The organism is Acuticoccus sp. MNP-M23 (genome assembly GCF_031195445.1).
Lineage (GTDB): Bacteria > Pseudomonadota > Alphaproteobacteria > Rhizobiales > Amorphaceae > Acuticoccus.
Genome location: NZ_CP133480.1, coordinates 4,304,038 through 4,326,881 on the forward strand (window position 1 = coordinate 4,304,038; position 22,844 = coordinate 4,326,881).

Consider the following 22,844-nt stretch of genomic DNA (forward strand, 5'->3'; position numbering starts at 1 on the left):
CTCAGCGCCCCCCGTCGCTTGAGGGTCCGCCGCTCCGCTTGGATGGCGTGCGAGGCAGATGTCTGAGTGGGTGTTCCAGCCCAGCCGGGAGCACGAGGTGGAAGCAGTGTTCGCCGCTGGAGCGGAGCGTCGTGCGGATGCCGTAACCCTTCACGGTGTGGACATCCCAGTTCAGGGCTGCGCGCGCAGTCGATTGCGCCCAAGGGCGACGGCCGCTCGCGGTCGCGGCGATCAGCTCGGCGAGCGTCGCGCCCTTCGGCCGGGCGAGGATGTCAATCAGCGTGGCCCGCTTCGTCCCGGCGCGGCACGGCTTGACTTGTTCTAGGGGCTTAGGACGGAGGTTGCAGCCTGCACTCATTTTGCGTCGTCCTTCTGCTTTTGGGCATTCAGGAGCAGTTCGATCTCGCGAGCGGAGAGAACGAAGAGCCGGCCGAAAACAAAGTCGAGGTTATTGGAGGGCATCGTTCAGCTCCTTCTCAAGGCGCGACCAGCCCGCCTCGCCCAAGGTATCCGCGCCGGGGCAGTTGAGCAGGTCGTCTCGGATGGCGGTGCACAGCGTATGGCGGGCGGCGGCGAGGGCCGACGTGGCGCGGGCCGACGTGAAGAGGTCGATGCCGGCTGGTAGTGGAAGGCGCGCATCTGTGAAGGCTGCGACCAATGCCCGGCCGACCTCGCGACTGACGATGTCGTGCTCACTTCCGCTGAAGCAATCGGGTAGCCGACGGACGGCGCGGCGGACCTGCATACAATCGGCCTCGAAAGCATCACATACCGCGGCGAGCGAAACGATGGTGGTGCCCTCCTGGGCGGCGTCGCGCAGGTGGGCGCAGTACCTCTGAACGGAGCTGGCCGTGTCGAACATTCCATCGGCGCGGCGCTCCAGAATGCCGGAAGCGGCGAGCGCTGAGATGCCGGCGCGGGTGAGCCCAAGCAGGTCGGCGAGCGCCAGCGCGGAACTCATGTGTGGCGGTTCCATTTCCATCAGTCGCCCCCCCGCCCGCCGTCGGCCGCCGAAGCAAGGCCCTGCCGGATCTCGCGGTCCAACTCGTTGATGTCGAAAGGCGACATGTTGGGGAGGCGGCTACGGACCCGCGCCGGGACATCGAGCATGGCTTTGCGGATCTGGACGAGCACCGTCTGGAAGGTCGCGATTGCGGTGTCGCAGTCGATGACATCCTGACGCTGTCGCGCGTTCTTCATCTCTTGGTGCTCGCGCTGGGAGCGGGCCAAGAGCGCGCGCTCGCGGCGGCAGTCGATGGCGTTCGGATCCGAGCTGGGAATATTATCGCGGAGACGCTGACAATATCGCCGGGTGTTCTCCTTGAGGTCGTACAGGCCACGGTCCTCTCGCTGTAAAACCCCCATCTTGCAGAGGCGCTGAACCTGCCTCGCGGTGATGCCCAAGCAGTCGCCCAGAGCGGTGACGTTCACTTTATGTTCCTCGTGTGATGGCTGCATCGCTCCGGTTCTCCGTCTCCATGTTGGTCGCGTCGGCAGCGACCTTGTTTATAAAAAATTTTTGCGCGCCACACGCCGGGCCGTCGCACACCCGCTTGTAACAAAGTGCCTGCAGGGACCCGACCTGGGGGGTGGGGTGTGTGTCGGAGGCCTACGCCTCTCGCATCTCCTTCGCCGTAGCGGCGGCGTGCGTGCCCGGGGGCGAGAACTGGAAGTCAGTCCCGGACGGCTGCCACAGCCACTCGCCCGCCGCCACCGCAGGCAGCTCCAGGTCGCGCGATAGGCTGACCCCCTTCGCACTCCCGCGCGCGGTGAACTCCGGCGACGGAATTGGGGTGGCCCCCTCGGGAAGTTTCTGGTTGGCCGCGTGGATCAGCGCCTCAGCGTCATACAGCTGCCGCAGAACACCGAGCAGCGCCCGACAGGCCGGCTCATACTCCGCCAGCGCGCGCTGCGCGTCCGCTACGCTCGCCTTCGCGGCCCTATAGGCGCGCTGCCGCTCGGCCGCCTCCTCGCGGGCCTCAGCCTCGGCGAGCAGGTCCTGCGCGCGTGCCCGGGCGGCCGTCACTCGTTCAATCCGGATCGCCTGAATGCTGATGTCCGCGTCGATCTTCTGGACCTGCGCGTCGGTCCCCGCGAGCAGCGCCTCTCCCCGGGCCGCGCGCAGCCGCGCCAGCTCGGCGTTCGCCTGCTCGATGCTCGCCTCATCGTCACCCAGAGCGACTTGAAGTTCATCCACCGACGGCGCACTCTTCTTTCTGGTGATCAGTTCAAGAAGTCTCATGGCTACCCTCCAGATCAATCCCTTAATACAACTTTAGGATTACGCTGGTTTGCTGCCGCCCGAAACCACTAATTCTTGTATCAAAAGGATTGGTTTGAACTTTGTATTGTTCATCTCTTTGGGCGATGCGCCGACAATGAAGCTGCACCATAGTCGATTGTTGCTGACCCCTCGCCCAGAGGTTAGCGCGCGGTCGCCAGCCAGCGATGAGACGAGATGGGTTGGAGCGGCAAGCAGCGCCTCCCCTCGCCCAGAAGAACACTCCAGAGAAATACGGAATGCTAACGGAATAGGAAACGGAAAACTCTAACCTGCTGATTTTATTAACTTTTTTATACTAAAAGAGAGATTTATTCCGTTATTCCGTTATTCCGTTTAGATTTTGGTAGAGAATGAGATGAACCCCTCGAAGGTGATTCTTCAGGAGCCGAAAAAATATCCTTAAGTAATTTTCTGCAGAGAGTAACGGAATAACGGAAAATCGGCCGGGTTTCCCCAGCCGATTCAATCACTTAACACACTTTCCGTTTCTCTCTGCGTAACGGAATGACATCCGGCGAGAGCCGCGAATTCACTTTACGCTTCAATGCTTTACGTTAATTTTCCGTATTACCATGGTTCGTCGCTGCTCCCCCCTTGGGCAGGGGCTAACCCACCACCGATGCTCCACTCAACCTCGGCGCCGTCCTCCCAGTCAAACGGGATGCGGTTCGCCTCGCACCACGCAGCCCGCGCCTCGGGCAGCCTCGGGAGCCAGCAGCCGCGAACCCACTCGGTGTGCACCTTCTCCTTCACCGCGGTCCGCCCGCCATTTGCCTTGATCAGCGCACGCCCGAGCGAGCGGTTGTCCTCCCGCAGCTTGATCCTCTGCGTCCTTGCCCAACGCGCTAGGTCCTCGGTCGCGATGAACACGCTCCCATTGTCGCCGGTGAGCGTCGCCGCGCGCTCCCCGCTCAGCCACCCTTCGCGGATGACGGCCGGGGTTATGCCTCGCCACAGCAACTCGAAGACGGCCCGCTGCTCGCCCTGGAGGCCGGCGATCTTCTGGGCCATCAGGCCGGCGTTCTGCGGCACACCTCGGCGCGGATGCCAGTCGCCAAGGTCCATCTTGAGGAGGTCATGGAGCATCGCCGCGTGGCCGCCCTCGTCCATCATCTGCCGCTTGAGGGCGGTGAAGTACACCTCGTCCTCCTTTCGGCCGCTGCCGACGTTGAACACCGCGAACCGGCGCTCATCGATCCCGGCCGGCACCGCCCAGTCCTCGTTCGCCGCGATTATGACGTGGAGGAAGTTGTCCTGCGCGGCGAGGTCCACGCCCTTGCGCTCGATGGCAAGCGTTGACTCGGTCAAGAGGCTCTTGAGCCTAGCTTCGGCCACACGGTCGCCGCTCCACACCGCCTCGTCGGCAAACAGCAGGCAGCACTCGGCGAGGTGAGCGTTGAACCGGCCGGTGAGGTCACCCGCCTGGCAGTAGAAGGAGTGCGTGCCGAAAAGGTCCTTCATGGCCCACCCGAACATGCCCTTGCCGACGCCCTTCTCACCGACGAAGACGAGCGCCACCTCGGCCTGCTTGTCCGGGTTCTGCACCGCCCACGCCGCCCACCGCATGATGTAGCGGTCCGCTTCCCCATCGCCCGCGGCGAGGTTGTCGCGGATGTGGTCCCGCAGCATCGACCAGTCGCCAGCCCTCGGCTCGACACCAAAGCCCCGCCAGCGGTTGTAGTGCCCGTTGATCTCCTCCGGCCCGTTCGGCACAAACGTCAATCGACCATCGTACTCACGACGGTTCTTGTGGTCCAACCACCATTTCCCGAGTGGCTTCTTGATGTCGTCACCGTCCTTGTTCTGGCCGGTGACCACGAACCGGTTCTGGTAGCTTTTGACGATGTCTTCAAAGGTCTGAAGCTCAACATCCGGCCGGCCCTTCTCGTCAGTGCCAAAGGTCGCCACTACAGTCCCGCTTTTTCCGCCGCTCCGGCCGCCCCTCTTCAGCACCGCATGGCGCGCGTTCATCTCAAGCAACTGTGGGCAATGGGCCGTCTCCCGCGCGCGCTCGATCTGCCGCGCGGCATAGGCCTGCGGCTTCGGCTGCGACAAGATGTGACCGCTGATCGCATAGTCCGGGTCAAGGATGACGGCCGCCATCTCGTCGTCCGAACAATCGGCCCGGACCATCTCGCAGAGCACACCAAAAACAGCCTCTGACCGGGAGCCGTAGCGGCCGGGCTCATCCGGATCGAACCCCTGGACGATGAGCTGCTTGACGCGAGCTGACACGCCTGCGGGGAGGTCATCGAGGCTGTTCAGCGTCGGAAGGTTGCCGCTGATCCTGACCTTGGTCGCTCCCCCGGTCGGATCGTCGTTGGACTGGACCCGAGGCGCCGCGGTGAACTGCTTCAGGCTGTAGACGCGGTCCCAGTCCTCATCGACCACGCGCGCCAGGGCCGGCTCGCGCCCCTTCGACCTCTTGCGCTCGTTGGGCACGTTGATGGTGCCGGGCAGCCGCATTATGCGGTCGATGTTGTGGCAGTGGTCGCCGCCTAGCAGGACCTCCAGCTGGATGTTGTACGCCTCCAGCTCCTCGGCCCGGCTCACGTCGCCGTCCGTGCGGTGCTCCTTGTCGAGCATCCAGAAGCCCTGATGCCCCCCTCCCGAAAAAATAATAACCGTGGGAGCGGGGTCAAACTCTTTTAGAACTTGCAGCGTCCGTTCCTGTTCGGCGGCGAAGTCCTCGCCGGCCCGCGGGTCCAAATCGACGTGCAAAGCGACCATGCTCTTCACGTCCTCCTTACTCGCCTTCTTCGTGATCGGGTTGATGGTCGGGTTCACGGTGAAGTAGAGGTTCTGCTTTCCCTGGCGCTCATCGACCCACTCGGTGAGCGCGTCCTCCTCCCCGCGCTGGAAGGTGCGGGTGTTCGTCTTGCCGGCGTCCACGATGATGGACGTGAGGACCCAGGGACCTTCCGGAGCCCAGGCCTGAAGGAAGCGGACCGCCTCGGGGGTGTTCCCCTTTATTGCCCCGCTCGCCGCATCGTCCGACAAGAATTCGGTATCGACTTCCGGCCGCGGTTCCTCTATATTTTTAGAGTAACCAGCTCCTCGGGCGGTACTGGCTACACTGTGGGTTTTGGCATAACCTGCGCTCCTCTGAACCCCGGCGGTTTCACCGCCGGGGTTTTCTTTTACAGTCTTCCCATTTTTGCTCTTCATTTTGTAGATCCTTTATCTGGGCCACGTGTTGATGCATCTCTTCGCTCTCCATTTCTGAAACCCCATTTCAGCACTTCGCGTCCGTCACGCAAGCCCCGACACTTGTTGCTTCGGCCCGGCCCCGCGGAGCTGCTTCCGAAGTTCGACCATCGCCTCCTCCTCTGACAGCGCCTCGGCAGCCCAGCCGTCGGCCCCGCTGAAGAAGCGCACCTGCCGCTCGTCGCCCGCAAGGAGGATGACTGCGTGGAGGCGGTATCCGGCGGGGCTTGGGCTGCCGCCCCCCAATTCCCAGAACTGGGTCTCCGCCAGCGTGGCCTCGCGAATGCGGCAGCTCCGGCCCATCAGCGAGAGCCACTGCTTATCGGCGCGGATCGTGTCCTCCATCGCCTCGATGAGCTGGCGCATCACCCGCTCCTCCTTGGGCGCCACATCCTCGCTCGCAAAGATCATCGTGTCGCTCATCATGAATACAACTCCATTGTTCGAATGCCGATAGAACTATAGTTGTACTGTAGTTTGTCGTATAGTTCACTTTGCCGATGCTACAAGAATTAGCCTTATACAATCTACTTCGATTGCCATGCCTCAAGCGCACTTCGGAGATACACGACAGTGTTCCCCACGCGGGCGAAGGGAGGCCCTCCGCTGCCGCGCCGCCAGCTTTCGAGCCGCGACGTGCGGATGCCGAGGTGGTCCGCCGCCTCGCGGGTGATCATGAGCTGGTCACCCCGCTGCGCCGCCTGATCCCTCGCCTCTTGGAGCGCCTCTTCGACTTTCGCCCTGGCGCGATGCCCGCTCTCGACGCACCTGGCCCGCTTGACCGCCGGCACCTCCCGGCGCGCCCGGTTCGCGGCCTCGGCCCGCTTACCAGCCGCGCTGCGGCGCTCTCGGGTCGCCTCGGCTCTGCCGGTTTCATCATCGGCAGCCGCGCGCCGCCGGCTGGCACCATCGTCTTCTGCGCGGAGTGCCGCACGGCCGGCAGCCGCAAGCGACGGTGTCGCGCTCTGGCGCTGGGACCCTCCCCCGGCAACCCGCGCTGCCAGCGCCTCGACATGGTTGATCACGTCGCGCGGTTCACGTGCGAGATCCGATCCGACCAGCTCCGTCCATTCCGCAAATGCCTTCCACAGGGCATCGGCCCGCGCGGCCTCTCGGCGTGGCAGCGCCATCTGGGCCTCGGTGATGGTCGTGATCTTCCGGCCGAGGAGCACTACTGCACGCAGCTGAATAGCCGCCCGAAATGTCGGCGCGCTGTGCGTGAGGAAGGTCGCAGCGTGACCGGAGCTTATCCATTCATGGAAGTTCACCTGCACGCCCTCCGCATCCGCGCATGAGGAAGCTCGCCAGAGGTCTGTTCCATGAACGCGTCAAGATCCGCGCGGAGCCCGTCCGGGAAACTGATGACGTATGTGAGGTTCATTGCACCGCCCCCTGGTTCATCCAGGCGACCACGCCCGCTCGGGGGTATCGGATCGTGCGTGCGGTTGGGCGGACGAACGGCGGGCCTTCGCCCCGCTCCCTCATCGCCTCCAGCGAACGCGCGGTCTTGCCAATGATCCGCGCGACGTCAGCGGTGGTCAGGTACTCGGCAGGCGCCTGACCAAGCAACTCGGCACGCAGCTCGTCACGAAGCGTGCCGCGCATCTTCTCAACGGCGCGCTCGACGGCGCGCTCAATCTCTTCATGTGTGGTGGTCACGGACTACCCCCGTCAGCTGAAGCCGGGTGCTTCCTCCTCCCGGCTCACAGTGACGGACGCGTGCAGCCTCGGCCGCTCTCGGGTTGCGTCCCCCCACAAGGGCATGCGGGGTCCCCCGGTCAATCGGCGCGTCCCGCTAAGGCCGGCCGGGGTTGTGTAGTCCCCTTCTACCTACGCGTGCGCGCGGTGGAAGGCAAGGGCGCACCCTTATCTCGCAGCAGCTGTGGGTCTCCGCCGAGGCGGCGCACATGGGTGCTGATCCGCTGCTGTTCGGCCCGGAGATGCGTCATCGCACGCAATGTGAGGTAGCCGTCATGTACGTCGCCGAATGCATGGTTCATGAGGGCCATCGAGTCAGTCTTGGGAACGCCTGCGGTGGCGGCGAACGTCCGGAAGCTCTGCCGCAGGTCGTTGCCCCAGTGGCTCAGCGTGTTGCGGTCCTCCCGCCATTCCTCGATGTGGCCGCTCTTGCTCTGCGCCGGGAAGATCCAGGGCGAGCCCGGGAACAGCACCGCGCCCGCCCGGCGAGCGAGGATCAGGCACCGCGATGCCTCGCGGCTAAGCGGAACCTTGAATGCCCGCCGCTCGCCCCCTTTTGGGCGGGGGATAAAGAGAGTGCGGCGCGCCAAGTCGATGTGCTCCCAACGGGCCTCGGCGAGCGCACCCGGCCGACTGCCTGTGAGCAGTGTTAGCGCGTGGAACGCGCGGCGGAGAGGATTGTCTAGGCGGTCGAGCTGCGCAAACCAAGCCGGGAGCGCTGCCCCGTCCAGCGCGGTCGAGCGGCGCTGCGGTGCGTCGAGCCGGACGGCCATCGCCGGGTTGTAGGCTGGTAGCTCGGGGTCGAGCCGCTGACGGAACGCGAGGTTATAGGCGCGACGGAGGGTGACGACGGCGGCCCGTGCCGCGGACTGACCGCGGGCGGCCGCAACCTCGGCGTGCCGCTGCCGGACCTCGGCGGGGTTCTCCGACAGCCGCGCGAGCGGGACATCACGCCAGTCCGCAAGGATCCCCGCTCCCCACCGGTAGTAGGTCACCGTGTTGGTCGACCGCCGCCCAGCAGCAACGTCTGCGTCGAGGCCGGCAAACAGTTCGTCCAGCGCGCCGCCCAGGGTCAGCCGCCGCGTCTTGGGCGCACTCGCCTCGGCCAGCTCCACCCGCGCTGCCCGCGCTGCCCGCCGGGCGTCGGCGACAGTGATCTGAGGATGCCGGCCGAGCGTCTTTTTCCGCGTCACGCGCCTGCCCAAGCGGTCGATGGTGTCCACCTGCACGGTGAAGGTCTTGGTCCGCTTTCCCACGACCAGGAAGAAGCCCGGCTCCTCTTCGTGGCGGACGATAACCTGCCCCTGCTCGGCGAACGGCAGCGCCTCGATGGCGTCCTTCGTAAACTTCACGCCGCCCCTCCTAAGACGGATTAAAGACGGTCAGCCGTCTTAGAGGGTCGGCCACCCGCTAGCCGAAGTTAGCGCGAAAGCGGCAGAAAATCTAGCGTTTCGGGGGTGGAATTCGGTGGGCGAGTACCAGAACAGAACGACTTTTAATCGAACGGTCCGGGGTTCGAGCCCCCGCCGGCGTACCAATCTCCCTGGCCCGTCAAGTACCGCCGCAACTCAGCCCAGCCGCCTGAGCACGAACGCCGCCACATCGCGGGGACCCGTTCAGCTCAACGCTTTTCCGGGCTGAGGCCGTGCGCCGCGACGAGGATTTCCGCGGCGCGTTCAGCGATGATTGCCGTCGGCGCCATCGTGTTGCCAGTCGCAATCTCCGGCATGATGGAGGCATCCGCGACGCGCAGCCCCTCCACGCCGTAAACGCGCAGCTTTCCGTCCACCACCGACATGTCGTCCCGCCCCATCTTCGCCGAGCAGCTCTCGTGAAAATAGGTGCCGGCGGCGTCGCGGATGAAGGCCTCCATCTCAGCGCCACCGAGGTTGCCCGGCATGAGTTCGCGCTTGCGATAGGGCGCGCAAAATTCAGAATTGCCGATTTCGCGGCACATCTTCACGCAAGCCACCATTGCATCGAGGTCCGTCTGCGCGCTGAGGAAATTTGCCTCAATCAGCGGCGCGTCGCGCCAGTCGGCCGAGGCCAGGCGAACCTCCCCGCGGCTGTCGGGGCGGGCAAGGCCCGGCGCCAGCGTCCATGCGCTGGATGGGCCCTTCGGCAGATCATATTCTGCCGCCGTGATCTCGGAGCCGAAGGGGCATTCTTCCAGCACCGGCATCAGGTCGGGCGTGGGAAGGTCCGGGCGGCTTTTGGCGTAAAAGACGAACTCCGCCGCGTTGTTGCGGGGCGGCTCCGGCGTGAAATACTCCCAGCAGCAGCCTGCCAGAAGGATGTGATCCTGAAAATTCTGCCCGACACCCGGCAGATGCTGAGCAACCTCGATCCCGTGGCGCCCCAGTTTGCCGGCATCGCCGATCCCCGACAGCATCAGAAGTTTGGGGGTGTTGATTGCGCCCGCGCTCAGGATCACTTCGCGCGACGCGGCAACGGTATATTGCCGGCCCCGGTGGACGAAGTTCACCCCGGTCACGCGCTTGCCCTCGCGCGTCAGCGAGACGATCTCGGCGCACAGCTTCACGTCGAGATTGGGCCGGCCCATGAAGGGGTGAATATAGGTGGCGGCCATCGAGACGCGCTCGTTGCCGTCCTGCACCAGAACGTTGGCGAGCCCGCAGCCCCCCTCGCCCTCCATTGCCGCGCCGTTGATGTCTTCGACGAAGGGAATGCCGATCGCTTCGGCGCCCTTGATCAGCCCGGCCACCAGCGGAACCGGGTCAGTGGGCTGGAGGATGTTCAGCAATCCGCCCTGCCCCCGGCGCTCGGGGTCGGGCGGACCCTGCCAGTCCTCGATCTTGCGGTAGATGCGCAGGACGTTCTCGTAGCTCCACCCCTCATCGCCGGACAGTTCGGCCCAGAGATCGTAATCGTGCTTGTGACCACGCGCCCAGATCGACCCGTTGATCGACGAGCCGCCCCCCAGGACCTTGCCCATGGGCAGCACCGGCGTGCGACCGTTCAGGCTGTCAGCCGGCTCAGCCCTGTAGCACCAGTCGCGCTCGGACTGGATGTTGGACATCCACAGCGTGCTGTCGACCACGGACGGCACAAGGTCGGATCCGCCGGCCTCCAGCAGAAGGACCGTCACCGACGGATCTTCTGCAAGGCGTCGCGCGACAACGCAGCCGGCGGTGCCGCCGCCGCAGACGATGAAGTCGTACGTCCCGCGAAGACCATCGCTGTAGCGTTCCCGGTCGGCTTTCAGGAGAGCGGGGCTTTTCTGGTTCATGGAGTGTCCGATCGGAAACCTGATGGCCGCGTCATCTCAATCGCGCCCGATTGCCGACTTCGGCAGGACCGTGTGAATGCCCTTGTTGCCGTCGACGAGCTGGGTGACCCGCATGTCGGCGGCGAGCGAGCACAACGTGTAGGCGTCGCGCCGGTCCATGCCGTGCTCGGTGGCAAGGAGATCGATCATCTGCCGCAGCGCCGTTTTGGCCGCGTCATCAAGATCCGGGTCGAAGGCCATGGTGATGATCTCGCTGGCCGTTTCCGCGCGAGGCAATGAAAGCGTCATGTCCTTTCGAAGGTGGAATTCGAATGTGCCGCGCATGGCGGTCTCCAGCGCGGTGAGGCAGACCTCGCCGTCGCCCTGCACGCCGTGCCCGTCGCCGGTGGAGAACAGCGCGCCCTCGTTCCAGACAGGCAGGAACAGCGTCGTACCGGCCTTCAGCTCCTTGTTGTCCATGTTCCCGCCATGCTCACGCGGTTCGGCGGTGCCGATGCGGCCGTAGGCGGCGGGGGGCGCCACACCGTAAATGCCGAAGAACGGATCGAGCGGCAGCGTCTTGCCCCAGGGGGTCTTGACCGTGCCCGCCGCAATGTCGATGGGCATGTGCAGGAGCCGGCGCTCGGGAAAATCCTCGGGCAGCGTGCCGAGCAGCGGCTCGACGACGTTCCAGCCCCAGCTCTGCCGCAGCTCGCACGAGAGGATCCGCACCTCCAGCACATCACCGGGCTGCGCGCCGCGGACAAAGACCGGCCCTGTCAGAAAGTGCGGCCCCCGGCCGCGCTCGCACCTTTGGTGCACCTCGGGGTGTTCGGGCAGGATCTCGAACCCGGCGGGCGGCATGTCCTCCGGTTCCCCGGACAGGGTTTCGAAGGTGACGGTGTCGCCGCTGTCGATCTCCAGGACAGGGGCGCGTGCCGCATCGAAATAGCCCCAGGCAACGGTTTCCGGAGTGGCGGGAAGATTGTGATGCGCCATGATTTCAGCCTTTTACCGCGCCCATGGTGAGGCCGCGGACGATGTGTTTTTGCAGGAAGAAGACGACGATCATGACGGGGATCGTCCCGACCATGCCGATGATGGCCATTTCGCCCCAGCGGACCCCCTGGGTGGTGATCAGCGAGGGGATGCCGACGGGCAGCGTTTTAACCGTCTGGCCGCCAAGGAGGAACGCGTACATGAACTCGTTCCACGCGAAGATGAAGCACAGCACTGCCGTCGCGGTGATGCCGGAGCGCAGAAGCGGCAGGAGCACCTTCACGAAGGCGCCGATGCGTGAATAGCCTTCCGTCCGGGCCGCCTCCTCCAGCTCCAACGGCAGATCCCGGCAGAAGCTCGACAGGACCCAGACGTAGAAGGAGAGGTTGAACGTCAGGTAGACGATGATGAGGCCGAGATACGTGTCGAGAAGGTCAAACTTCGAATAGAGCAGATAATACGGGATCACGAGGCAGACCGGAGGCGCCATCCGGGTCGCGAGGACGAACAGGAACAGGTCATCGCGCAGTTTCATGCTCCGGTAGCGGGCGAAGGCATAGGCCGCAGGCGTGCCGATGATGACCACCAGCACGGTCGACGCCGCCGAGACGATCAGCGAGTTGATCAGATAGTGGTGGAACCCGTTTTCGATCATGTAGTCGAAATGCTCTAGCGTCGGGGTGAACAGCCAGACCGTCGGGCGCGCGAACATGTCCGCCTCGCTCTTGAAGGCGTAGCTCCACATCCAGAAGACCGGAAACAGGATCAGCATCGCGTAGACGACGGTGATGGTCGTGAACAGCAGGCTGCGGGATTTGGAATTTTGCATCGAAGGTCCTGTCAGAACACGTTCAGCCGGCGCTTCGCGATCTGATAAAAGATATTGCAGAACGCGAAGAAGATGATCCAGATGACGACGGCCAGCGCCGAGGCAGTGCCGATCTCCCAGAAGTCGAACGTGTATTTGTAGCCGAGGACCGATGGGCTTTCGGTGGTGATGCCGGGGCCGCCATTGGTCAGGATGTAGATCGTGTCATAGATCTTGAAGGCATCGATCAGCCGCAAGAGCCCGATGACGAAGAGCAGCGGCGCCAGCATCGGCAGTGTCAGGCGAAAGAAGATCTGCACCGGGTTGGCGCCATCGACCTGGGCCGCGCGGAACGGGCTGGCCGGCAGAGCCTGCATTCCGGCAAAGAACGTCAGCACCATGAACGGCGTCCATTGCCAGACGTCGACGAAGATCAACCCGTAAAGCGCAAGATCCGGCGAGGCGAACACCGAGGTGCCGGACAAGATCCCGAAGCGTTCGAGGATGTTGTAGGAGAAGAAACCCCAGGACCCCGCCAGCATGGTTTTCCAGACCAGGCCGACGATAATCGGCGCCATCATCGACGGGATGAACAGGAACGGGACCAGCACATTGCGAAAGCGGATGTTCTGGGACAGGACGAGCGCGCCGACGAGACCCAGCATGAATTCGATCGGGACGGCGATGGCGACGAAGAGGCCGGCAACCTTCATCGAGTTCCAGAACCGCGCATCGCCGAGCAGGGTCATGAAATTGGAGAAGCCGGCGAAATCGCCGATCTGGCCGTAGCGGGCCTCGTGCAGGCTGATCCAGCCCATGTAGAGGAACGGGAGCAGGGCAACGACGGTGAGTGTCACCATGGTCGGCGCAATCAGGGCATACGGATACCACGGGCTCTCCCGGTAGTAGTCGGCTGTCTCATCCACCGGAGCGGTTTCGGCGGCACTGCTTTGCCGGGCGGAAATCTTGGTCATTTCGGTCCTTCGCAACCGGCCGGGTGGGCGGGAGGGCGGCAAAGGCCGCCTCCCCGCTCCGTGCAGCGTTACTGGATGAGGCAGGGATCGCAGATTGCGGTGACGTCCTGCTGCAGTTGCGCGGCCGCTTCTTCAGCCGTGAGCTGGCCGAGGCCGACCTGCTGGAACACCCGGTTCATCGCGTCCGAGATCTGCGCCCAACGCGGCGCTTTCGGCGTCGCCTCAATGCCGGCCATGCTTGCCTTCATCGCGTCGTAAAGGCCGCTCAGCTCTTTGCCCTTGGTCATCAGCTCGGCCCATGACCCGTCGCGGACCGGCACGCCGACACCGCTGGACAGGAGCGCTTCCTGCGTCTTCTTCTCTGCCGCCCATTGCAGGAAGAGGAAGGTTGCCTCCGGATTGTCACTGTGGCGGGAGATGAAATAGGCGGAGGGCTCGCCTGCGCTGTGATAAGCCTCGTTGCCCTCATGGGTCGGCGGTGCCCCGTAGACGAACTGGCCGTGGAGGGCGGAGGCGCCCTCGCGGTCGATCCCCAGCACGAAGTCGGAATAGGCGATCGACTGTGCCGCGATCCCGTTGCCCATGACGGTGGGAACGTCGATCAGCGAGTATTCCGCCTGTCCCGGCGGTGAGAACGCCCACAGATCGCCGTACATCTTGAGCCCGGCAATCACTTCGGGCGTGTCGAATGTCGGATGGCCATCGGCATCGAAGATGTCGCCGCCGGAATTCTTGATGAAGATCTGCCAGACCGGCACGTAGGTGCCGCCGCCATTCATGCCCTCCATGACGATCCCGTAGAAATCGCTGTCCAGGGTCTCGCCAGCCAGCGTTTCGCCGGCCGGACGGGTAAAGAACTCGGCGATGTCGTGGAGCTGCTGGAACGTGGTCGCGGGGGCGAGCTTGTAGCCGTATTTCTCTTCGAAGGCGGCCTGCTCGTCCGGGTGGGTCAGAAGATCGTTCCGGCCCCAGTAGACCATGTTGTAATTCCAGTTGAGGAACGAATAGAGCGTGTCGTCCAGATAGGCGAGCGACTTAAATGCCGGGTCGATCAGGTCGTCAACGTCGAACTCCGGATTGACGAGCTTCTCGTCTTTCACGAAATCTTCGATGGGCAACAGAACGCCCGCGTCCATCAGGAGCCCCACTTGCAGACTGTGCGCCATCACGGCGTCATACTCGCCCCGGCCGGACAGCATGTCCGCCTGGCCGCGGTTGATGACCTCGAAATGGTTCATCAGCTGATAGTTGACCTTGATGCCGGTCTCTTCCTCGAACTGCGGCACGATGTCGGCAAACTGCTCCTGCAGCGGCGTCACCTCGTCGAGAATGCTGATCTCGACACCCTTGTAGGGCGCGGCGGCTTCTTCATAGGTCCAGGCGAAAGCCGGCCCGGCGGCGACCAGCGCCACCGCGCTCAGACCCGCAGCACAGCCCATTTTCAGATTCACTCTCTTCGCCATTGTCGCTCACCCTTGGTTTGTTGATGGTCGTGTTTTTCCGTCTCGCCCCGGCGCGGTGCCGGTCGTCAGATGGCCCGCCGCGTCGCGCCGTCGAACAGCACGACGCCCTGATGGTCGATGGCGATGTTGAGAACCGCGTTCGCGTCGAACCGGTCGAGCCGCGGCGTCTTCATCCGGACCATGGTCCCGTCGAGCATGGCGGTGATGATCGAGTATTTGCCGAAGGGCTCCCAGGAATAGACCTCGATCTTCGCGTCCTCGCCGCCGATCTGCATGGCGGAGGGACGGATGCCGAGCACCACATCCCGCGGGCCCTCAGCGCGGGCGCGCGCCGCCAGCTCGCCGTTCAGCATCAGGTCGATCCCGCGCGCCGCAAATGCCATCGCGCCCTCGTCCCGGCTTTCCAGCCGGCCTTCGATCAGGTTCATTGCCGGATCACCGACAAGACGCGCGACGTCCGGCGTTGCGGGGTTGAAATAGATCTCCTCGGGCGTGCCGAACTGCGCGATCTCGCCGTCGATGATCACCGCCACGCGGTCGGCCACGGAAAGCGCTTCCATCGCATCGGGCGTGAACCACAGCGTCGGCACATCGCGCCCGGTCTGCCTGCGCCGGATCCAGCCGCGCAGCTCGTTCCTGAGTTTGGCGTCGAGGTGCGAGATCGGCTCGTCCAGAAGGTAGATCGCGGCGTCCTGCACAAGGCAGCGGCAAAGCGCGACCCGCTGCTTCTGTCCGCCGGACAATTCGCCGGGTTTGCGATGCTTCAGATGCGCAATCTGCGCAACTTCCAGAAGGGCGTCGGCACGCGCCTCGATCTCGGCGGCGTTGAGCTTGGGGCGGCTCGGGGCCTTCAACGGAAAGGCGACGTTCTGGGCGACGTTCAGATGCGAATAGAGCGCGTAGGATTCGAACATGTGCGCGGCGCCCCGCTGCGGGACGGAGAGCCTGGCAATGTTCCTGCCACCCAGCGTCACGGCGCCGGCATCGGGACGCTCAAGCCCGCTGATCATCCGGCAGGTGGTCGATTTGCCCGAACCGGAAGGGCCTGTCAGCGCGACGATCTCACCGGGGGCGATATCCAGATCCAGCGGCCCGATCTGGACCGAATTGCCATAGCGCCGCGTCAGCCCGCGAAGATGGAGCCCGTCGTGGATCATGCCGCGATCTCCACGCCCGCCACAGCGTCCAGCTCCAGATTGCGTCCGCTCTCCCGGTCGAAGACGCTGATCTTGCTGTCGTCGAAGCTCAGGCAGACCCTGTCCCCCTCCCGCAGAGCGCTCGGACCGGGGACGTCGGCAAAAATCTGGATTTCCTCGGCACCGTCCGGGGTGTCGTCCAGCGCGACCAGCAGCACATCGGTATCGCCCCGGTGTTCGCGAAAGCGCACCGCACCGGTCAAACTCGTGGCCGTGTCGGGGCCCGCGCTGCCCTTCAGCCAGAAGGCTTCGGGCCGCAGGCCGAGCGTCACGTCCCGACCGGGCATCGATTGCAGCACGGGATGGCGGTCCGTGATCGGCAGCCGCCAGCCCGGCCCGTCAATCACCACCCCTCCGGCGGTCCGTTCGATCCGGGCATCGAGGAGGTTCATCGGCGGCTCGCCGATGAATTGCGCCACGAAGGTGTTTGCCGGCGTGTCGTATAGCGTCTGCGGGGCAGCCACCTGCTCCAGCGCGCCGTTGTTCATTACCGCAATGACGTCGCACATCGCGATCGCCTCGGTCTGATCATGGGTGACAAGGATCGAAGTCAGGCCCTGAAGCTGCTGCAAGCGCTTGATCTCAGAGCGCAGCTGCACCTTCTGATCGGCGTCGAGATGGCTGAGCGGCTCGTCGAACAGGATCACTTCGGGCTTGCGCACGAGCGCCCGGCCGATCGACACGCGCTGCTGCGCCCCGCCGGACAATTTGCGCACCCGGTCGTGCTGGATGTCTTCCAGGCGGAGCAGCTTGAGAATTGCCCCCACCCGCTTGGCAATTTCAGCCTTGGGCCGGTGAGTGACCCGGAGCGGAAACGCGATATTCTCGAAGACAGAGAGATGCGCGTAGAGGGCGTAATCCTCGAACACCATCGCGATGTTGCGGGCGCCCGGCGGCAGGGCCTGCACCTCGCGCCCGGAAAACAGGATCCGGCCCGCGGTCACATCCTCGATCCCGGCAATCATCTTCAGCGTCGTGCTTTTTCCGCATCCGGACGGGCCGAGTAGCCCCAGCATCTGGCCGGTCTCGCAATGGAGGTCGACGCCGCGCACCGCGATGAAGTCGCCATAATCCTTGACCAGCCCTTCAAGCGCGATGCTCATCGGCGAAGGCCCGTCCGGCCGGCAGACCATTCTGCGGCTGGCGCATGGAAGACCTCAACAACATCTTCCAAGCTCAACATCGTGCACTCTTCCCTTGCAGCGCCATCCAAATGACTGGCTGCACGGATGCAACGGGTGTGCCAACCACCAGCGCGAAACGCGCCGAGACAGATTGGCCCGGCCCCGCGCCGGGATTGCATTGATGTCGATGCTAAAAATCGCGGATGGCGCGCGACAAGCCGCAAGTTTTCTGACACGCCGGCCGTATCGGCGGGCGGTTCAAGGGCAATTCTTCAGCACGAAGGTTGTGCACCGGGTGACGGTGTGCCGGCCCCGTCCACGCGCCGCATTGGTGCTTCACCCGTTGTGTGACCGCCGTCACGGACATCCTCGGCGGCATCGCGTATCTCTTGTTTACCAACAGGGGATCGAGCGATGACCATGACACCGTGTGACTTCGCAACCAACATCACCACCGGGATCGCAGTGCGGACCGATCTCAGCCGCCTTGAAAGCTGCAACCACCTCAGCGTCGAGGTGAGCGGCACTGTCGACGGCGCCGATGTGGACAACTGGGCCCTCGACATCCGCGTCCCGGCTCTGGTGACCGGCATCTACGGCGCAAAGTGCGATGCGGTCAGCGCAACCACCTACCGCATCACGCCGGACCCGTGGACGCGCAAGATCCCTGGCGGGCACTGCGTCCGTTTCGGCCTCATCTTCGCCTGAGGCCGTCCTTCCGGGATGGTCAGCGCACCAGCGCCATACCGTCCTTGCGCGGGTCCGACCCTGCCGCATACACCGCGCCGTGCCGCACGATGGCCTGCGCGCCGCCAAAGCCGAACGCCACATTGGGCGCCTCCGCCACAACCTCGTGCCCCAGCGCCCGGAGCCCTTCCAGGGTCTCTGCCGGCATGTGGTCCTCGATTGCCACCTCACGGCCGCTCAGCACCCGGAAACGCGGTGCGTCGATCGCCGTCTGGACGCCCTGCCCGAACCTTGCGATCCGCGTCACAAGCTGCGCCTGCCCCTGCGCCTGGATCGGCCCGCCCATCACCCCATACGCCATGAACGGCGCGCCATCCTTTGTGGCGAAACCCGGAATGATGGTGTGGAAGGGCCGCTTGCCCGGCGCAACGCAGTTGGGGCTCGCCGGATCGAGGGAGAACGCTGCGCCCCTGTTCTGCAAGCTCACCTGATAGCGCGGCGTGACGCAGCCGGAGCCGAATCCCTCGTAGTTGGACTGGATGAGCGATACCATCATGCCCGAGGGGTCCGCCGTCGTCAGGATGACCGTGCCACCCTTCAGCGGCTTGCCGGTTTCGGGCGCGCCGGCCTTGCCGGGATCGACCAGTTTTGCGCGCGCATCAAGGTAGGCCGGATCGAGGAGATCCGCCGACGTGAGCTGCATCGAGCCGGGGTCCGCAACGTGCGCGTGGAGATCCGCCAGCGCCAGCTTCACCGCCTCGATCTGGAGATGGAGGGCACGCACGCTGTCCGGCTCGTCGCCAAGGTCGAGCCGGTCCATGATGCCAAGCGCGATCAGCACCGCAATCCCCTGCCCGTTCGGCGGGATCTGGTGGATGGTGAGGCCGTGCGCATCCACGGTCAGCGGGTCGACCCAGTCCGCGCGGTGGGCGGCAAAGTCTTCCATGGTGTGCGCCCCGCCGCCCGCCTGCGACTGGGCGACAATCTCCTCGGCAATTGCACCGCGATAGAACGCCCAGCCATTGCTCTCGCCAATGAGGTCCAGCGCATCCGCCGCGCCGGGCAAGCGGAACACTTCGCCCGCCGCGGGAGCGCGGCCACCCGGCAGGAAGTTGGCGGCAAACCCGTTCTCGTGCGGCACCAGATCGGCCTGCGCTGCCCAGTTTGCGGCCGTCACCGGCGCAACGGGGAACCCTTCGCGGGCGTAGCGGGCCGCGGGCGCCATCAGATCGGCAAGGCTTCTGGTGCCGAACCGCTCGCAAAGCGCCACCCAGGCGGAGACGGCGCCGGGCACGGTCACCACATCCCACCCGCGGGTCGGCATCGTGTCAATCCCACTGAAGCGATCCAGCGTCCATGCGGCCGGCGCCCGCCCGGAGGCGTTGAGGCCGTGTACCGCCGTCCCGTCCCACACCAGAGCGAAGGTGTCGGCCCCAAGGCCGTTGCTGGTGGGCTCGGTGATTGTCAGCGTGGCGGCGGTTGCAATGGCTGCGTCGACTGCGTTGCCACCTTGCGCCATCACCTCAAGGCCAGCCGCAGTGGCCAGCGGCTCGGAGGTGGCCACCGCCGCCCGCCCGAAATTGGTGGAGCGCTGGCTGGGGTACAGGTTGCGTTGCGAGAAGTTCATAATTTTGATCGCGGCCGTGTTCAACTTGGGTGCAGGGAATGGATAGGCTTAAAGGAGCAGGGTGGCCAAAGCCAAACGCGCATTGACATCGCGATTTTATTGGTTAGCTACACCTTTGTAGATGCTGCACCGCAGCGCCAGTGCGCGGCCCCGGTTCGATGCCCCGGCGCGCACCAAAACACGAGACACTGAAACCATTTCTGATCCGATGTTCAAAGACCTCGGCCTCAGCCCCAAGGTGCTGAGTGCCGTAGAAGCCGCAGGCTATAGCCAACCGACGCCAATTCAGGCGGAGGCGATTCCGCACGCCCTCGAAAAGCGGGACGTGCTGGGCCTTGCCCAGACCGGGACGGGCAAGACTGCCTCGTTCGTGCTGCCGATGCTCTCGCTGCTGGAGCGCGGCCGCGCTCGCGCGCGGATGCCGCGCACGCTCATTCTGGAGCCCACCCGCGAACTGGCCGCACAGGTGGCCGAAAGCTTCGAGAAGTACGGCGCCAACCACAAGCTCACCGTGGCGCTGCTGATCGGCGGCGTTTCGTTCGGCGACCAGAACCGCAAGATCGACCGCGGCGCCGACGTGGTGATCGCCACCCCCGGCCGCCTGATGGACCACATGGAGCGCGGCAAGCTGCTGCTCCAGCAGATCGAGATCCTGGTGGTCGACGAGGCCGACCGGATGCTCGACATGGGCTTCATTCCGGACATCGAGAAGATCTGCAAGCAGCTCCCGGTCACGCGCCAGACCCTGTTCTTCTCGGCGACGATGCCGAAGGAGATCCAGTCGCTGGTTGACCGCTTCCTCCACAATCCTGTGCGCGTGGAAGTATCGAAAACCTCCTCCGCGGCAGAAACCGTCGAGCAGGCGTTCGTGAAGTCCGGCAGCGCCGCGTCCGAGAAGCGCGAGACGCTGCGCCGCCTCCTGAAGGCCGAAACCGAGCTCACCAACGGCATCATCTTCTGCAACCGCAAGCGCGACATCGGCACCCTGTTCCGCTCGCTGGAGCGGCACGGCTTCTCCGTCGGCGCCCTCCACGGCGACATGGACCAGCGCTCGCGCATGGCGACGCTGGACGGGTTCAAGAAGAACCAGATCACGCTCCTGGTCGCGTCCGACGTGGCGGCCCGCGGCCTCGACATTCCGGAAGTCAGCCACGTCTTCAACTATGACGTGCCGCACAATTCGGAGGATTACGTCCACCGCATCGGCCGCACGGGCCGTGCCGGCCGCTCCGGCAAGGCGTTCACCATTGCCGCGCCGAAGGAAGACGCCAAGCTGATCGCCGGCATCGAAGAGATGCTGAGCCTGAAGGTGCCGTGGCTGGACGAGCCGGAAGATGTTGCCGCCGCCGCAGTTCCGGCGCCCGCGTCCAGCGAGACGCCTGCCCGCGAAGAGCGCGCCAAGCGGCCGCCGCGCACTCGGTCGCGCAAGCGCACCGCCGAGACGGAAACCGTCGAAGCCGCGCCGGAAGCAGAAGCCCCCGCCGCTGCGCCGGCAGAGACGCCCGCTGAAGCGTCGGCACCCGAACCGTCCCCGAAGCCGAAGACGCAAGGGCGTGGACGGCGGAAACCGGAAGCGCCGAAAGAGCAGCCGGTGGAGCAGGCCCGGCCGCAACCGCAGGCACAAGCCGAACCCGCGCAAAAGTCGGATACGAACCGCAATTCCCGCCGTGGCAACCGCCGGCAGGACGACGACGGCGACAGCCGCGTGCCCTTCGAGAAGACGCCCTACGTCCCGGCGTTTCTGCTGCGCCCGTTCCATGTGCGCCGCGACAGCGGCAAGGATACGGCCGAATAGGCGGCCATATTCCCGCGCGTGCTGTGGATGTTAACCGACCATTAACCTAGATCGTCAACCTTGATTGCCATGGGTTCGCGCCACCGCGCGGACCTCCAAGCGCCCCCTTCAATGGTCGCATGAGGCAGAGACAATGGCACAGACGCTCCCGATCCCGGCCGCCCCGCGTGACTTGCGGACGGAAGGCTCGTTCGCCGCCGCCCTCAGCGAAGAGATGGCCGCATCGCCGCTCAGAGCCATTGAAGGCGGTGGCTCTAATACGCTGAATGCACCGGCTGACAGGCCCGCACGCATTGCAGGACGCAGCAGACCTGGCCTGCGAACCACCCAGGCCATGCCCCGCTCCATCGTGGCCCTCCCCTTCGACAATCCGGACGACAGTGCGGTCGAAGACAATGAACCGGCAGCGTTCAAGACCGGCACATGGCAACCGATCCGGGCCGACCGCGGCCTTGAGCCGGCGGCTCCCATGGCGTCGCGCCAGGCGCCCGTCCCTTCCGAGCGCCTGCTGCTGCTGCGTGACATCCGGCGCGCATGGATGGGATCGGCGTTCAAGCGCGTGCCGCATACGCTGGTCATCACCTCGGTCCGGCTGGCACGGGTGCCGGGCGCAAACGCCCCGTCGGCGGAGAATCTTCTGCACCGGACCAACCGTGCGCTTGCGGAGGCGTTGCGGGAACTTGGGGTGCTTTACACGCTGACCGACACCACCAATGGCATGCTGATGGCGGACAAATCCGTCCGGCAGGCAACGAAGATTGCCGAAGCCATCGAGAAGGCCATCGGAGCGCGGGTGTCGGACGCAACGTCGTCGCCGCTGATCTTTGCGGCGGGTGTGGCGGCAATCCACCGGGACGATGACCCGGTGGCAGCGCTGTGCCTCGCAGAGCGCTGCCTGGCTGTTGCAGAGCGAGAGGGTCAGTCCGCCGTCATCGCCGAATCTGACCCGCAGATGCGCCGGGCCGCAGCCGGCCAGCGCGCATAGCGCTGGCTCAACGCCGCGCGGTCAGCCAGCGGCCTTCAGTTCGACCGATTCGCCGCAGCCGCAGGCGGACACCTGATTGGGGTTCTGGAAGACGAAGCCGGCGCGGAATTTCGTGACCTCGTAGTCCATGCGCGAACCGAGCAGATAAAGCGTCGCCATCTTGTCGACGAACACGCGGGCGCCGTCCCGCTCGACCACCTCGTCCTTGGGGTCGACCTCGGCAACGGCGGCCATGGTGTACTCCATTCCCGCACAACCGCCCTTCTTGATGCCGACCTTCAGGCCGGCGAGCGGCGGCTCCTGCGCGGACATTATTTCGCAAACCCGGTTCACGGCTTCATCGCTCAACGTCATCACGGCGGGACGGGGCATGGCAAAGTCTCCTAGAACATGTCGAGGGCGACACGGGCCTCGTCGGACATGCGTGACGGATCCCATGGGGGATCGAACACCATGTTGACCTCGACGCCGGCAATTCCCTCGACGGTACCGATCGCATTTTCCACCCAGCCCGGCATTTCGCCGGCAACCGGGCAACCTGGCGCGGTGAGTGTCATGTCCACCTTGATCGAGCGGTCGTCCTCGATGTCGACACGGTAGATCAGGCCCAGTTCGTAGATATCGACCGGGATTTCCGGGTCGTACACGGTCTTCAGTGCAGCGACGATATCGTTGGTGATCCGGTCCAGCTCCTCCGTCGGGATGGCCGATTCTTCGGCCTCGGCGACGGCATCCACCTTTGCGTTCTCGGCGACGGCATCCATGACG

Annotated in this window: 22 protein-coding genes; 3 read left to right on the top strand and 19 right to left on the bottom strand. The window is 64.8% G+C overall.

The window, feature by feature from the left end; all coding sequences use genetic code 11:
* Position 1: 1 nt before the first annotated feature.
* The 16 genes from RDV64_RS23910 to RDV64_RS19905 all read right to left on the bottom strand — a co-directional run bounded on the left by RDV64_RS23910 (position 2) and on the right by RDV64_RS19905 (position 16,961).
* On the bottom strand, positions 2–358 hold the full coding sequence (locus tag RDV64_RS23910) for a DUF3489 domain-containing protein (protein ID WP_375143774.1): 357 nt from the start codon (positions 356–358) through the stop codon (positions 2–4).
* A gap of 90 nt (positions 359–448) precedes the next feature.
* Positions 449–961 carry a hypothetical protein gene (locus RDV64_RS19835; RefSeq protein WP_309196688.1) on the bottom strand — a complete coding sequence of 171 codons (513 nt, stop codon included), beginning with the start codon at positions 959–961 and terminating at the stop codon, positions 449–451.
* A 20-nt stretch (positions 962–981) separates the two neighbouring features.
* A complete protein-coding gene (locus tag RDV64_RS19840) occupies positions 982–1,431 on the bottom strand; it encodes a terminase small subunit (RefSeq protein ID WP_309196689.1) in 450 nt (149 codons plus the stop codon).
* A gap of 178 nt (positions 1,432–1,609) precedes the next feature.
* Positions 1,610–2,242, bottom strand: coding sequence for a hypothetical protein (locus tag RDV64_RS19845; protein WP_309196690.1), 633 nt, complete (start codon positions 2,240–2,242; stop codon positions 1,610–1,612).
* A gap of 609 nt (positions 2,243–2,851) precedes the next feature.
* Entirely contained in the window at positions 2,852–5,452 is a 2,601-nt protein-coding gene (locus RDV64_RS19850) for a DUF5906 domain-containing protein (protein ID WP_309196691.1), read from the bottom strand.
* 84 nt (positions 5,453–5,536) lie between these two features.
* Positions 5,537–5,917 (bottom strand): hypothetical protein, encoded by a 381-nt coding sequence (locus tag RDV64_RS19855; protein WP_309196692.1) that lies wholly within the window; start codon positions 5,915–5,917, stop codon positions 5,537–5,539.
* 101 nt (positions 5,918–6,018) lie between these two features.
* Positions 6,019–6,765 carry a hypothetical protein gene (locus RDV64_RS19860; protein ID WP_309196693.1) on the bottom strand — a complete coding sequence of 249 codons (747 nt, stop codon included), beginning with the start codon at positions 6,763–6,765 and terminating at the stop codon, positions 6,019–6,021.
* A 103-nt stretch (positions 6,766–6,868) separates the two neighbouring features.
* Positions 6,869–7,150, bottom strand: coding sequence for a helix-turn-helix domain-containing protein (locus tag RDV64_RS19865; protein ID WP_309196694.1), 282 nt, complete (start codon positions 7,148–7,150; stop codon positions 6,869–6,871).
* A gap of 167 nt (positions 7,151–7,317) precedes the next feature.
* Positions 7,318–8,541 carry an integrase arm-type DNA-binding domain-containing protein gene (locus RDV64_RS19870; protein WP_309196695.1) on the bottom strand — a complete coding sequence of 408 codons (1,224 nt, stop codon included), beginning with the start codon at positions 8,539–8,541 and terminating at the stop codon, positions 7,318–7,320.
* A gap of 269 nt (positions 8,542–8,810) precedes the next feature.
* Positions 8,811–10,439: a GMC family oxidoreductase N-terminal domain-containing protein gene (locus RDV64_RS19875; protein WP_309196696.1), complete on the bottom strand. Its 1,629-nt coding sequence runs from the start codon at positions 10,437–10,439 to the stop codon at positions 8,811–8,813.
* Between the two features lie 36 nt (positions 10,440–10,475).
* A complete protein-coding gene (locus tag RDV64_RS19880) occupies positions 10,476–11,417 on the bottom strand; it encodes an acetamidase/formamidase family protein (RefSeq protein WP_309196697.1) in 942 nt (313 codons plus the stop codon).
* Between the two features lie 4 nt (positions 11,418–11,421).
* Positions 11,422–12,246, bottom strand: coding sequence for a carbohydrate ABC transporter permease (locus RDV64_RS19885; protein ID WP_309196698.1), 825 nt, complete (start codon positions 12,244–12,246; stop codon positions 11,422–11,424).
* An 11-nt stretch (positions 12,247–12,257) separates the two neighbouring features.
* Positions 12,258–13,199 (bottom strand): sugar ABC transporter permease, encoded by a 942-nt coding sequence (locus RDV64_RS19890; RefSeq protein ID WP_309196699.1) that lies wholly within the window; start codon positions 13,197–13,199, stop codon positions 12,258–12,260.
* A 68-nt stretch (positions 13,200–13,267) separates the two neighbouring features.
* On the bottom strand, positions 13,268–14,650 hold the full coding sequence (locus RDV64_RS19895) for an extracellular solute-binding protein (RefSeq protein ID WP_309196700.1): 1,383 nt from the start codon (positions 14,648–14,650) through the stop codon (positions 13,268–13,270).
* Positions 14,651–14,727: 77 nt separating this feature from the next.
* Positions 14,728–15,819: an ABC transporter ATP-binding protein gene (locus tag RDV64_RS19900; protein WP_309196701.1), complete on the bottom strand. Its 1,092-nt coding sequence runs from the start codon at positions 15,817–15,819 to the stop codon at positions 14,728–14,730.
* Positions 15,816–16,961 carry an ABC transporter ATP-binding protein gene (locus tag RDV64_RS19905; protein ID WP_309196702.1) on the bottom strand — a complete coding sequence of 382 codons (1,146 nt, stop codon included), beginning with the start codon at positions 16,959–16,961 and terminating at the stop codon, positions 15,816–15,818. The genes RDV64_RS19900 and RDV64_RS19905 overlap by 4 nt, the downstream gene beginning before the upstream one ends.
* A gap of 435 nt (positions 16,962–17,396) precedes the next feature.
* Between RDV64_RS19905 and RDV64_RS19910 the strand changes: the two genes are divergently transcribed.
* Positions 17,397–17,690 (top strand): hypothetical protein, encoded by a 294-nt coding sequence (locus tag RDV64_RS19910; RefSeq protein WP_309196703.1) that lies wholly within the window; start codon positions 17,397–17,399, stop codon positions 17,688–17,690.
* A gap of 19 nt (positions 17,691–17,709) precedes the next feature.
* Here the strand turns inward: RDV64_RS19910 and RDV64_RS19915 are convergent, their stop codons facing one another.
* On the bottom strand, positions 17,710–19,296 hold the full coding sequence (locus RDV64_RS19915) for a gamma-glutamyltransferase family protein (RefSeq protein WP_309196704.1): 1,587 nt from the start codon (positions 19,294–19,296) through the stop codon (positions 17,710–17,712).
* Between the two features lie 208 nt (positions 19,297–19,504).
* On the opposite strand from RDV64_RS19915, the gene RDV64_RS19920 reads away from it, so the two are divergent.
* Together RDV64_RS19920 and RDV64_RS19925 are read left to right on the top strand one after the other, a co-directional pair.
* Positions 19,505–21,091: a DEAD/DEAH box helicase gene (locus RDV64_RS19920; RefSeq protein ID WP_309196705.1), complete on the top strand. Its 1,587-nt coding sequence runs from the start codon at positions 19,505–19,507 to the stop codon at positions 21,089–21,091.
* Positions 21,092–21,224: 133 nt separating this feature from the next.
* Positions 21,225–22,076, top strand: a complete 852-nt coding sequence (locus tag RDV64_RS19925) for a hypothetical protein (protein WP_309196706.1) — start codon at positions 21,225–21,227, stop codon at positions 22,074–22,076.
* A 21-nt stretch (positions 22,077–22,097) separates the two neighbouring features.
* Here the strand turns inward: RDV64_RS19925 and RDV64_RS19930 are convergent, their stop codons facing one another.
* Both RDV64_RS19930 and RDV64_RS19935 read right to left on the bottom strand, forming a co-directional pair.
* Positions 22,098–22,448, bottom strand: a complete 351-nt coding sequence (locus RDV64_RS19930; RefSeq protein WP_309196707.1) for an iron-sulfur cluster assembly accessory protein — start codon at positions 22,446–22,448, stop codon at positions 22,098–22,100.
* 11 nt (positions 22,449–22,459) lie between these two features.
* Positions 22,460–22,840, bottom strand: a complete 381-nt coding sequence (locus tag RDV64_RS19935) for an SUF system Fe-S cluster assembly protein (protein WP_309196708.1) — start codon at positions 22,838–22,840, stop codon at positions 22,460–22,462.
* Between the last annotated feature and the right edge of the window lie 4 nt (positions 22,841–22,844).